Here is a 13,182-nt window from a genome sequence, read left to right as displayed (position 1 = left end):
CACGGGTGGTTGAGAAATATCGCACGAGAAATCTCCAGAACTGGGTATTGGAGAGCTTCTCTCCTTTACCCTATTTCTCAACCACCCGGCGCTCTCGCCGATCTTAGATCCGTCCCTTGTTACTCTTCTGCAAGGGGGAGGGACGTCCGCTAATTTCGCTCTGGTCGTGGTTTCCATTCTCTGTCTATAATCCGCGGCCATTGTCCAATCAGGACACGTTATTCCGTTCCTCCGAGATATGCAGCGTTATGCTGGAACGACTGGTACAGGGAAGTCCCGGCCGACAGCACTCCGATCGTCTGCGCCGAAACGTGAACAAGAAGTTTGCGAAGCGGCTTGCGTCGTTCTGTGCGCTGCTCGTTGCGCTGTTGGCAACTGCCCAGTCGCATGCTCAAACGGACACCCCGGTCGAAAGCATTCGCAGCACCTTGCGAATTGCCTGGGGAGGCTCCTCCGAGAAGCGTTGGCGCGGAAATATCTCGCTAACCGCCGGTAAGATTCGCTTGGTCCATTTATTGGGAATGGAAGCGGACGAAGCCAGGGCTGTGCAGCCGGCTCGTGGTCGGATCGAGATTAACCATCTCACCCCACGCATCTACGACGGTTTCGACGTGCAGATCGAAGCTCCGCCTGGGGCTCAGCTCACAATCCAACTGTCCGGTAACCCCAATGATCAGATCGCACCGATTTCCATTCCGGTGACGTCGCTGCTTCAGCAGCCTTACCAGGCAGCCCTGGATGACCAGGGCTCGCGGATCCTGGTGCAACGTGCTCCGGGGGACGTTATTCGAGCCGAGTTGTATCGCGATCACCTGGTTTTCTCGCCGAAAGAATCCCTGCGAGCGAGCATCACCGGCTATCGTACCCAGTTTCCTACCGGCACGTCGGTCGAAACGCTGGTACGTCTGCGTCCGGCGCGTTCCGGTCGATCGGTTTGGGAAAAGAAGTACACCAGCACGGTCGACGCCGAAGGGAAGATCGATCTCGGTGAAGCAGTCGAAGTCGAGTTGCCTGCGGAAGAAGGTGTCTACGAACTCGCAATTACAATGACCGAGCAGCGGCTTAGCAGCCTGGTGTTTGCTCAGAAGCCGACCCACCAGCGGATCTTACAGTTCGTGGTGATCGATCCGGAACTGCAGTATGTTCCCAGCAGCGAAGAACCTCGCATGCTGGCGTCGTTCGATCCGACTCATGCCGACTGGTGGCCGAGACTCTCGAAACTGGCCTCGTACAATCCGTGGATGAAGTCGAAGACCTCGGAACTTCATAACAACCTGACGAAAACAATCGAGCACAACGACCGCAAGTGGCAACAACTGCAGCCCGGTGGTTGGCATGCGTACCCATTGCCGATCGAGTCGATGGGAACGCCGTTGGTGGTCGAGGTGGAATATCCGACCGACATGCCACAAAGCCTGGGGATTAGCATTGTTGAGCCAGACGCGGCCGGCATGATTACCCCGATTGGGATCGACTCAGGCGTAGAAGTCTCGCCGCCGCAGCCGGGGGACAAGCCTGGCGAGACGAAGCATCGACTCGTCTTCTGGCCGCGCACCAATACGCCGATGCTGTTGCTCACGTGTCGTGATGCCGAGAACCCCTCGATCTTCGGTCGCATTAGCGTGCTGGCAGGACGACCGGTGATGCCTGAAGGGGGAACCGAAGAGGCAGCCGCCACAGTGACCTCCGACGACGACCGTCTGGCGATTGCATTTTGGGACAAGCCCTTGTTTGCCAAGGGATTTGGTGCCCCGGAAGACCTGAACGTCGCTTCGAATCGATCGCTTGAAGACTGGCTGACTTTCCTGGAAGGAAGCAACCGAGTTGTCGAGCATATGAAGCGTGTGGGTTTCAACGCCGCATGCATCAGCGTGATGAGCGAAGGGGGAGCCCTTTACCCGAGCCCTCATTTTCGTTCGACCCCCAAGTTCGACAAAGGTCTGTTCTTTGATGACGGGCGCGATCCGTTCAAGAAGGACGTGGCCGAACTGTTGTTCCGTCAGTTCGATCGAGCCAACTTGCGACTCATTCCGGCAATGGAATTGAACGCACCGATCGTCCGCCTGGAAGAAGCTCGGATCAACTCATCCAATCCCAACTATGCCGCGCCCGTGAATCACCTGGGGCAGCCGGCGATGGATCATCTGGGTACGTCAGTTGGTGAAGGGGCCTATTACAATCCTCTGGACGAAGACGTTCAGCAGGCCATCAGTGACATGGTGCTCGACTTTGTTTCTCGTTACGGCCACCATCCGTCGTTCGCAGGCATTTCGTTGAACCTTGATGGAGACGGATATGCTTTGCTGCCGGGGCCGCAGTGGGGCATGGACGAGAACACGTTGCTATTGTTCGCCCAAACGTTGCCGCCGGTGCAGCAACAGGTTTTCGCAAACCTTCCCCCTGACTTGAAGACACGCAGCAGTTGGGTTCTGGAAGAGCAGTGGGAAGAGTGGCTCAAGTGGCGGGGACAGCGAATGTTCCAGCTACATGCTCGTCTGGCTACGATCCTGAGAAGTGCGAACTCGAATGCCGTGCTGTACCTGAACACGGCTGGCTGTTTTCACGGCCCACATGCCAAAGAACGTCTGACGCCGGAGCTTCCGCGTACGGTCACCACGACCGACGTCCTGCTAGAACTTGGCATCGATGCCAAGCGTTACAAGGCGCATCCGAACATCGCACTATTGGAAACCAATTTCGTTCGTCCGAAAGGAAACGAAAAGCGAGCCCGGTGGTACGCTCATTACCAAGCCGCCCGGGAAGAAGAGGTTTCGTACGGTGATGAAGACAACCGTAGCGTGATGCACTTTCACGTGCCGGATACGCTGCACGTGGCCGGCTTCGATCAGGCCAAGCCGTTTGGACGTGACGGAACGTTTACCTGGATTGCATCTCAGTTTGCTGGCAGTGGTGCCGAAGTACGACGGCCACTGGTCGAGCACCTGGCCCAGGAAGATGATCTCTCGATCTTCTACGGCGGCTGGATGGTTCCGATGGGACAAGACCAGTCGCTACACGAGTTCCTGTCGGTCTATAAGCTGCTGCCTCGCGGGAATTACCATCGTTTGAATGTGCCGCAATCGCAGCCGCTGGTTATTCGCAAATTGTCGACCGGAACAGATACGACCTTGTACTTCGTCAACCCAACACCATGGGATTTGAACGCCACGCTCACGGTGCAACTGCCTGGTAACGGTGTGATCACTCCGCTGGCCAGCAGCCAGATCTCTCGTGGCCCACAGCCCAAGGGGGAGAGCCAGTGGAGCATCACCATCCCGGCTTATGGTCTGATTGCGTGCAAGGTGAATGTCTACGATGTCGCGATCACCGGGGCCAAGGTTTACCTGCCGACCGGCGTGATGCGAACGATGCGTGAGAAGCTCGACGCCTTGGCGCTTCGCCTGCGAAGCATTCGAGCGATGCCCCCGGTGGCGATCCTTGCCAACGGCAACTTCGAACAGCCATCAACCGGCGGCGAGATCCCCGGCTGGATGGTCAGTAACCAGCCGGGCACGACGATCGGTCTCGAGAAAGTGAAGGTCTACGAAGGTCTGCAATCGCTGCGGATGCAAAGCAATGGCCAGGTCGTCTGGGCACGGAGCGAGGAAATTGAAATCCCCGACAGTCGGCGAATGATGCTGAAGATGCATCTGATGAACGACGGTCGCAACGTTCAGCCGAACCTGCGGATCGTGTTGGATGGATACATTGGCAGTCAGAATGTTTACCGGCCGGTCTCGGTCGGCTCAGGGACACCGTTTCCACTGCAATCGGAATGGAGCGAGTTTGCTTACCCAGTGCTTGATCTGCCGCCAGAACTGGAGCGTGCAAAGATCGGTTTCGACATGATGGGAGAAGGAAGCGTTCTGGTTGATCGGATCGAGGTGTACGATGTCGCCTTCCGTGACAACGAAATCAACCAACTAAACAAGCTAGTGACCCTGGCCTATGCCAAGTACCAACAGGCCGACGTCGGAGATTGTCATCGCCTGCTCGGGAGTTACTGGGTGAAGTTCCTGGAACGACACGTTCCCATCTCGCCGGCGCTTGCACAGCAGCTCGAACAAACCCGAGCCGCATCGATGGCGCAGAAGAACGCGCCGCCTGAAGAGCCTAAGTCGAAAACCTGGCTCGAGACCTTCCGCAGTTACACACCACGCTTGCCTCGCTTTCAGTAGCCCCTATTGAAGGGCCGAGCGAAGTTCTTCCGGAAGCTCTGGTAATGGTAGATGGTTGCGGTAGGCATGCTCGATGGCCAATGCCGTTTGCAGGCCTACTTCCGCAATATGTTTGCAGCGGTCGGCAACGTTGTTCACGTCCCAGCGGTCGTCTGGCTTAACAAATACTTCTGTGGCAATCTGATGAAGGTCGATTTCATTCAGAGGTGTTTCCAGGTCTGGTAGATGATACCGCAGGCTCCAGTGGTCGCAGCGGAAGCACCGCTGATCGGCCAACCCGCAGAGGACGAATTCCCGCTCGTCGCTCAGGCAAACCTCCAGCAGGTCGAGTCCTTCCTGCGACGATGCTTCGAGCCCAAACGCACTCACAATAGTAGGAAGAATATCTCCGAGCCGCGACAGCCCTTGGTAGCGAGACAGGCCATCCTTGCCGCCTGGCTGGCGAATCAATAGCGGCACGTGAAGCGTATCGCTGTAGAGACGCACGGTTGAATCATCATCGCGTCCGATCTGCCCATGCAAGCCAAGCGGAAAGCCACCGGTCGAAGTCAGCACAACCAGCGGCTGTTCGTCTTCCGGCAGTTCTTCGATCGTCGCCAGGAGTTCTCCCAAAGCCATATCGAGCACGGTCACCTGGCCGGCGTAGGCCTGTGTGATGCCTAGCACGTGGTCAGAATCGAACTCCCGGTTCTCGCGCTCGAATGGAGGTTGCACCATGGTGGGCGGCGCAGGGTCCTCTTCGTCGGCGAGATCTTCCCGGAAGCTATACGGGGCATCCCATGGACCAAGCATGCCGCGGGCATGAGCCCAGATAATTTCTTCGCGAGCCGGTTCTTCCAGCCAATCTAATAGCACTCCAGCGAAGCGAGCAAGCGTCGTTTCTTCGGGAGAAGCGGCAGCGACATCGGCAACCTCGGGAAACGTTTCCACCGAAGTCAGAGGGGTCGTATCACGTAGTGCGAGCAGGCGTGGATCGTCCGACAGTAGATGGACCGGAATATCGGCCTCGGCAAGCGCACTCATCAGGCCATTAGGAGAGACTGGTCCCAAAGGGTGCGAACCTTCAAACAGATGCGGATAAAGGTCCAACGGGGCAGGACACTCGGTCAGGCACTGCTCGAAGAGTACCGACTGACAGGCCCATTGGTCGAGCGCTGGGGTATCGAGCCACGAGTTCCCGTAACAACCGAGAAACCCGGCTCCCCAACCATCAATCACCAATACCAGCGCACGCCGCACGATTCATTCCTCTAGCTACTAGCCGCTCCAACATTTGGGGCAACCCCAATGCAAGCGGATGACTCGACTTCCATGTCGCAACTATAGAGGGATGTAGCTATTTGGAAAAGTCGGGGCGACGAAGACCCGGCTTCATCCATTCGTTCCAAAGAATGCGTGGAAAGACGACAGCGTCCTTGGCATATCGCTTGGCCAGACGCTTCGGGTCGGTGCCAATTCGGTAAGCCCATTCCAACCCGGTGGTCTGCATCCACTTAGGAGCCCGGCTCTTTTCGCCTGCCAGGAAATCGATCGTTGCCCCGGCACATACGGCCACTTTGGCATTTACCTGGCCACGAACCTTATGGATCCATAGTTCTTGCTTAGGGGCTCCCAGGCCAATCACCAGTAGCTGTGGCTGGGCATCGTTAATGCGTTCCAGGATTTGCTGGTTTTCTTCGGCATCGTTCTCGAAACCGAGTGGTGGGCTGTAGGTTCCCACGATCTGCACGTTAGGGTACTGCTTGTGGACATTGACCGCAGCTCGCTGGGCCACGCCAGGGGCAGCACCCAACAGGAAGGTCTTCAGGGGAGCGGCCTTGTCGGCGGCGCGAAACAGGGCCGGGATCAAGTCGCTGCCGGTAACTCGCTCGGGAAGTGGTTTGCCAAACATGCGCGAAGCCAACACAACCGGCCAGCCGTCGGCCAGCACCATATCGGCATCGCGGTAGGCATCGCGAAGGGGAGGACTGGTTTGCAGCAGAACGGTGTGATCGACGTTGGGGGTGACGACAAAGCGGCAGGCGGCATCGTTATCGCTGTTAATCCAGGTCATCAAACGATCGACAGCCCCGGTCATGCGGAGTGAATCGATCTCGATCCCGAACATCTCAATGCGGTTAGAACTCATCGTAGGGTTAACCTCGAGCGGCGGCCTGACGTGGCCAGGCAGTGGGTGGGGTGGCTGGTTGGATGCGTTTGACCAGGCCAAAGTCGTAGGCCAGGGCAGCGTTCATGCCGGCGACCAGAAAGATCAACAGGTGGTCGTATGGCATAAAGGTGATTTCGTGACCGACCATCTGACAGGCGGCAATCAGGACGACGCCGACTCCCAGGGTGCCGACCGCTTTCGCCCAGTCGGGTGAATTACTGCGAGCCTGACGCCAGCCGTTGCGGAACCACATTCCGTACATCAACAGGAAGGGAATCAAGCCCATCAGACCCAGGTCGCACAGCACACTGAGGAACGTGTTGTGATGGTCGTAGTCGCGAATCGACTCCAGAACCAGGTCGACGTTGCGGTCGGCCAGGTAGGGTAGTTTTGCTTTCTTAAACTGACTGAAGCCGTGCCCCAGAATCGGGCGATCGACAAACATCTCCCACGAGACGTAAGTGAAGCTGGCTCGCATGCTGACCGAACGCCGCGTGTCCTGCACCGAGCCTTCGCGCTGCAGTCCCATGATGGCGTCCGACTTGGCAACAACGGCCAAGAGGCCACATGCCACCATGCCGGTGAGCAGCACCGTCCGGGTCCTTCCTTGCATGGCCAGAAAGATGCCAGCCATCAGGCTCACGCCGCAGCCGGCCCAAACGGTTCGTGTTTTGGTGAAGAAGATCGCCGCCAGGAACAAGGGGATCAGGCTGAAGACGAACCACTTCCACTTGTTAGAAGCCCGCGTCCACAGCAGGCAAGTTGTCAGTAGGCAGGCACACAGGTACACACCGTAACTCACCGATTGAACCATCGGCCCACGAGCACGGCCAAAGTGCAAACCAACCTTGGGATCGGCGATGTAGCGAGGGAAGACGAAGCCATACAGACCCAGACCTTCCATAATGCCAATTGCCGCCAGGTAAACACCGAATGCGGTCATTGCCATCAGGAACCAGTCGATCTGCTTTTCGTCGTACTTCAAGTTGCGTGCGACGATATAAACGGCCAAGGGAATCAGGTAGCCGTTGATCAAGTGCTGAACAGGCGGAACCTGACCTGGTTCGATATTGCGGAAGTCGTGCGTGAAGGTGTTAAAGAACAGCACACCGAAGAAGATGGCGATTACCGTGTCGAGTGTCATCCACGGACGAATCTCGACCTTGCCCATTTTCCACTGCAAGACAAACGTAGCGACCAGCCCGACAATTGCCAGGCGGTCGATCGAGAGAGTAATACCCCCTAGATCGAATTGCAGGAAGTAAACGCCTGTGACCGCTGTGGCAAACAGCAGTCCAACACAGGCCAACAGCAAGTTGCCGCGCGTGGCCAGGATGGTTCCCCATACCAGGCCGACGAGAACGAAAATGGCAACAATGGCGGTCATGTCAGTGTCTTCAGCAATCGGTTTTCAGGATCGAAGTTGCTGAAAACGCGACTCAGTTGGGTGAAGGGTTGCGATGTGCGAGATTGAACAAAGCTTCCTTCAAAGATAGGCCATGCCCTGCCACAGGAGCGGGATGCTGAGCGGCACCGGAAGCATTACTCGGCGAGCTTGCCGATAATGCCGGTTGTGCCGATGGTGCGGCCGTGATCGGGACCGTTAGGAAGAGGATTCCCAATCCCAATGTCAGACCGCCGACAACACCGGCTCCGGCGATCGCCTTGCGGGAAGGGCCAACCGGGTAGTCGCTCACTTCCGGGGTGCTGACTTTGGTGACCAGTGTGGTGGTCGTTGCCGCTTCGACCGACGACCGGGCATCGGCCAAATCGGTGCGGATTTGAGTCAGCTTGTTGTTCTTCTCGCGAACTTCCGCCACCAGGTTGTTGTACCCGGCACGCAGCGAGGCCAGCTTGGTCATCCGTAGGCTGACATCGTCGAGCATCGTTTGCAGCTGAGCAATGCGGCTCGCGTTCACACTTCGCTCGGCATTCAGGCTGCGAATAGCGATGGCGATTTCCTGGTGCAAGTGGCCTCGGATCTCTTCTTCGGCATGATGGGCCGCGACAACGCCAGGATGGTTGTCGGTGCGAATCCCCTGCAGTTCAGCCGAACGAAGTTGGGCATCGATCAAGCCATCTTTCAGGCGACGCAATGCCGGCTGCGAATCGAGCAACTGGTTGGGCGTGGCGATCAATTCATTCGTGTTTTGCTGGGCGGCTGAGAGGATTTCCATCAAACGCTGCGAGCTTTGCTGATTGGCCAGAGCGGTTCGCAGTTCGTTCTTGATCTGTACCATCTGTTCGCGGAGGTTGCCGTTGCCGGAGCCGACTTCGTTCAAGATACGTAGTTCGGCCAGGTCGGTGCCGACTTCTTCTTCCATTTCCGAAAGCTGGTCGGTCACCCTGGTGAGGGCTTGTTTGGCCTGTTGTTCTCGGTAGTTGAGCTCTTGCATCAGGCTCGAGGCACGGCTGTTTCGCATCACTCCGAGTTGCTGGTCGAGTTGGACGCAGATCAGTTGATTCAACTGTTTTGCTCGCTCAGGCGTGTCGGCTTCGACGGTGATGTACAGCATTTCGGTCGTGCCGAATTCGGTGCCGCTGGGGGAGTGAACACTGATCGACTTGCGTGCCGTGGCGATGTCATCTTTGCTGGGCCAGGCCGAGGTCGACCAGCGGCCCGCTGGTGGGCCCAGTTCGGTCAGCGCCGCCTGAATCACTTCCCGCGAACGAGTGAGCTGTAGCACCGTTTCCTGGGCGTGTTTCATGTCTTCGACACGAGAGAACTGCCCCGGCTTGCCTAAGCTGCTGACTGCTTCATCGCGCAGAACGATGCTTTGGGTAGCCTCCCAGGAATTCGGCTTAACGACGGCGTACGCAAGAGCCGCGGTAGCAACCAGGATCGTGGGAACGATCCAACGCAGGCGGTAATGAACAAGTGCGAAGAGGATGTCAGCCGGGTTAAACATAACCAGAGCCTCGCGAAATGGCACGTCGGAAGGGAGTGGAAAAACGTGCGGGAAGCAAGACGCAGCCCAGTGGCTGGAGGTCCTGCTTCCCGCAACCCCGATTCGCTGGAGCTATAAGGCAACCCGAGTGCCAAGAACTGGGCGTGATTCACCGGATCGCGTTGTAAGAGAGCTTTTGGCAAGGACTTAAATGCGTTGGAGTGCGGTCTGCTGACCCCTGCGTTGATGTTGTCAATTCGCAATCGATGTGGCGAAAAAACAACGCATGATGTGGCGGAGAAACAAACACTGGAAGTTGGGCCAACATCCCGGATAAACGGATCTAACTTTGTTTGCTTTTACCTAACAGTGGGGAATGTTTGAAAGTCCGTTGTCGAGATAGAGAGCGACCGGCGGTGCGCAATCGCCGGCCTGAATGTTTACTTCGTCCCCCATATATCTATGCACGTCGAACGGTTTTCAGATCCTCAATCGGTCGTTTCCTTGCGGTCTGCCTGGAATGCGCTGGCTGGCAATGTGCCCTTTCGTAGTTACGACTGGATGATGTCGTGGTGGAAGCACTACGGCGAAGGGCATCAATTGTTTGTTGTCGGCGTGTTCGATGGAGACGACCTGGTCGGGCTGGCTCCGTGGTACAAGGCCGCGGGCAAGACCGGTGGACGCACCCTGCGCTTTCTAGGGGATGGCGAAGTTTGCAGTGACTACCTCGATATCCTCGTGCACCCGGACGACCCGAATCGCGTGGCTCCGCTGTTGGTCGATTGGCTGCAGGAAGCCCTGACGACTTCCAACGCATGGGATGCGATGGAGTGGGATAACCTCGAAAAGGGAACGGCCATCACGGCGGAGTTGAGTCAACGGATGATGCATTGCCAGGCAATGGTGCACCGATTGCCGGGCCTCAATTGCTGGCGTCTGGAGTTACCAGAGACATGGTATGACTTCGAGATGCAGCAGTCGAAGTCGCATCGGAAGCAGATCCGAAGACAGATCAGCCGCGTGCTCGATACCGATCGATGCCAGCTACACGTGTGCAATAGCACCATGGAACTGGATGCCGCCATGCCGATCCTGATCGATTTGCACATGCGCAGACGTAAATCGCTCGATCAGCCAGGCTGTTTCGCGGACGACCGCTTCACGAAGTTCTTGTACGAAGCGGCCAGCCAGATGATGGCCGATGGCAAGTGCGAAATCCTCTGGCTCGATTTGGACGATGTGCCAATCGCCGCCGAGATTCACTTCCCCAGCTATAGCATCGCCTACGCCTACCAGGCCGGGATCGATCCTGATCGTCTCAGCGACGAGCCAGGCAGCTTAATGCAGATTGCCGTCATTCGCCGCGCGATTGAACAAGGTAAGACGGCCGTCGATTTCTTACGCGGCGACGAACCGTACAAAGCTCACTGGCGAGCCGAACCACGAGCCTGTGAGACGATTCGAATCATTCCCAACACGACCTTCGGACTGATCCGCCAAGGGATCTGGACCACGAAGACGCAGGTTAAAAGCTGGCTCAAAGCATCGCTCGGAAAGAGCGAGTAAGGGGAAGCATGCCGCGACTGAAAGAACACCTGATCGATAGCTACTATGCCGCAACCTGGCCCTGGCGAGCCCGGTATCGTCAGGTTCGCGCGCGGGTAGGTCTCGTGCCGGTAATGGTTCTTTTCTACCATCGCGTGGCGGATCAGAACCTGAACGACTGGACGATCACCAACGACGGATTTCGTCGTCACCTCGACTGGCTCCAAGCCAACGTGGAAGTGGTTTCCCTGGCCGAAGCCCAGCGTCGCATCGCTTTGCGCTTTAATCCCAGACCGTGCGTGGCGATTACTTTCGACGATGGATACGGTGAGAACTGCGATCAGGCCATCGGCGAACTGATCCAGCGTCAGATGCCGGCTACTTACTTTGTGACCCTTGGCAACGTGCTGTCCGGCAAGCCGTTTCCCCATGATGCGAAACTGGGAATCGATGCCCGGCCGAATACGGTCGAAGAGCTGCGCGAGATGGTCGCCAGTGGTGTGATCGAGATCGGCGGGCATTCTCGCACCCATCCTGATATCGGTGCGATACGTGAAACGACCCAACTGCACGATGAAGTGATTGCGGCAACCGAGGAACTGTCTTCGCTGATCGATCAGCCGATTCGCTATTTCGCGTTCCCGTTTGGCCAGCATGCTAACCTGAATGACGCAGCCATCAACATGCTTCGCGCCAGTGGTATCCAGGGCTTCTGCTCCGCTTATGGCGGTTACAACATGCCGGGAGACGATCCCTATCACATTCAGCGTATTCATGGCGATCCAGAGCTTTCGCGACTGCGAAATTGGCTGACGATTGACCCTCGTAAACTTTCCGGTGTTAAGCGTTACCTGCCACGCTATGCCAAGCAGGCGATAGCGGTAGGGGGTGACGCATGAGCGCTGCACCAACTGCCGATAGCACGGCGAACGTAGCCAGCACGCCGACCTATCAAACGACTTCGCTGGCCGAAAGCATGTTGCTTTTGGCCATGCTAACGGTATTTCAACGCGGCATCGGCTTTGTCCGCGGCGTGCTGTTTTGTCGCTGGTTGCCGGCAGAGCAGCTAGGGCTCTGGGACCTGGTGTTTGGTTTTCTGATGCTGGCCGGGCCGCTGGTTGTGCTGGGGATTCCCGGTTCATTTGGCCGGTATGTCGAGCACTATCGACAAAAGGGACAGCTGCGAACGTTCCTCTATCGAACGACCGTAGCCACTGTCGCCCTGTCGACAATTGGTTGTGGGCTGCTGTGGCTGTTTCACGAACAAGCGGCGGTCATCCTGTTCAAGGATGCCAGCCTGGCCCCGATCATTCCGGTGGTGGCGCTCACGCTGATCGCGGTCGTGGGTTTCAATTACTTCGTCGAACTGTTCATCGCCATGCGGCAGATGCGGATGGTTTCGGCGCTGCAGTTCGTCAATAGCGTGCTCTTCGCCGTGATCGGTTTAGGGCTACTTTTGTGGTACGACAACTCCGCCGAAAGCGTCATTCTTTCGTATGGTATCGCTTGCAGCGTGACCGTGGTGATGGGGGGCGTTGTCCTGACGCGAGACTGGAAGCAGGTACCGCTATGCGACCGGGTGCCGATGCAATCGGAGTTCTGGAGTAAGCTGCTTCCTTTCGCTGCGTGGTTGTGGGCGATCAACTTGCTCTCGAACCTATTTGAAGTGGTCGATCGTTACATGATCGTGCACTTCAGCGGACTGACTCCCGAAGAAAGCATTACCCTGGTGGGCGATTATCACAGTAGCCGTGTGGTGCCCTGGTTGATGGTTGCCGTGGCGAATCTGTTTGGCGGGATCTTGCTGCCTCACCTTTCGGCCGATTGGGAACGCGGCGAACGTTCGAAGGTTTCTCAGCAGCTGAACCTCCTGCTGAAAGCGAGCTCGATGGTGATGATGGCCGGTGCCATTGTGATCGGTTTGACCGCACCATTTCTGTTCGAGTACGTCTTCGAAGGTAAGTACAGTGGTGGCCTGGAAGTGCTTCCGTGGACGCTGACTTACTGTGTGTGGTACAGCCTGGTCGGATGCGCGATGCTCTACTTCTGCTGTGCCGAGAAGACGCATGTCGGCGCGATAGTCTTTGGTATCGGCCTGGCGGCGAACGTGGGGCTGAATGCGTTGCTGCTACCGATGTGGGGACTCACCGGAGCTGTTATCGCGACGGCACTGGCCAATGCGATTGCGATTGTGTTGGCTCTGTTCCTGGCCCATCGGCATGGCATGGAAATCCAAAAATCAACACTGCTGCTTGCGGCAGCACCGTTTCTGCTTGGGCTCGGCTGGCAAGTCGCGCTTTCCGTGTGGATTGTTCTGTTGTGGCAAGCGTATGCCGGAAGCTGGGTGTTCGACACCCAGGAGAAGCAGTCGCTTCAGAACGGCTTGGACGTGCTGACAAGCAAGTTTCGGTCACGAACCTAA

The 13,182-nt window shown here is 57.2% G+C and carries 8 protein-coding genes; 4 read left to right on the top strand and 4 right to left on the bottom strand.

Going from position 1 to position 13,182, the window contains the following annotated elements; genetic code table 11:
* The first annotated feature begins 248 nt into the window (after positions 1-248).
* Entirely contained in the window at positions 249-4,178 is a 3,930-nt protein-coding gene (locus C5Y96_RS06205) for a family 10 glycosylhydrolase (RefSeq protein WP_105351007.1), read from the top strand.
* Between the two features lie 3 nt (positions 4,179-4,181).
* Here C5Y96_RS06205 and C5Y96_RS06200 read toward each other — a convergent pair whose 3' ends face one another.
* From C5Y96_RS06200 to C5Y96_RS06185, 4 genes are all read right to left on the bottom strand, one after another.
* Positions 4,182-5,417, bottom strand: coding sequence for a sulfatase-like hydrolase/transferase (locus C5Y96_RS06200; RefSeq protein WP_105351005.1), 1,236 nt, complete (start codon positions 5,415-5,417; stop codon positions 4,182-4,184).
* A gap of 97 nt (positions 5,418-5,514) precedes the next feature.
* On the bottom strand, positions 5,515-6,306 hold the full coding sequence (locus C5Y96_RS06195; protein ID WP_105351003.1) for a WecB/TagA/CpsF family glycosyltransferase: 792 nt from the start codon (positions 6,304-6,306) through the stop codon (positions 5,515-5,517).
* A 7-nt stretch (positions 6,307-6,313) separates the two neighbouring features.
* On the bottom strand, positions 6,314-7,714 hold the full coding sequence (locus C5Y96_RS06190) for an O-antigen ligase family protein (protein ID WP_105351001.1): 1,401 nt from the start codon (positions 7,712-7,714) through the stop codon (positions 6,314-6,316).
* Positions 7,715-7,766: 52 nt separating this feature from the next.
* Positions 7,767-9,236, bottom strand: coding sequence for a GumC family protein (locus C5Y96_RS06185; RefSeq protein WP_105350999.1), 1,470 nt, complete (start codon positions 9,234-9,236; stop codon positions 7,767-7,769).
* 516 nt (positions 9,237-9,752) lie between these two features.
* On the opposite strand from C5Y96_RS06185, the gene C5Y96_RS06180 reads away from it, so the two are divergent.
* Genes C5Y96_RS06180 through C5Y96_RS06170 form a run of 3 tightly spaced genes read left to right on the top strand, consistent with a single transcriptional unit; the run spans position 9,753 to position 13,182 of the window.
* Entirely contained in the window at positions 9,753-10,781 is a 1,029-nt protein-coding gene (locus tag C5Y96_RS06180; RefSeq protein WP_158261115.1) for a GNAT family N-acetyltransferase, read from the top strand.
* An 8-nt stretch (positions 10,782-10,789) separates the two neighbouring features.
* Entirely contained in the window at positions 10,790-11,659 is an 870-nt protein-coding gene (locus tag C5Y96_RS06175) for a polysaccharide deacetylase family protein (RefSeq protein ID WP_105350996.1), read from the top strand.
* Positions 11,656-13,182 carry a lipopolysaccharide biosynthesis protein gene (locus C5Y96_RS06170; RefSeq protein WP_105350995.1) on the top strand — a complete coding sequence of 509 codons (1,527 nt, stop codon included), beginning with the start codon at positions 11,656-11,658 and terminating at the stop codon, positions 13,180-13,182. The genes C5Y96_RS06175 and C5Y96_RS06170 overlap by 4 nt, the downstream gene beginning before the upstream one ends.

Origin of the sequence: Blastopirellula marina (assembly GCF_002967715.1) — a bacterium.
GTDB classification, from domain to species: Bacteria; Planctomycetota; Planctomycetia; order Pirellulales; family Pirellulaceae; genus Bremerella; species Bremerella marina_B.
The sequence above is the reverse complement of the archived record's forward strand: the minus strand, read 5'-3'. Positions and strand labels throughout refer to the sequence as shown.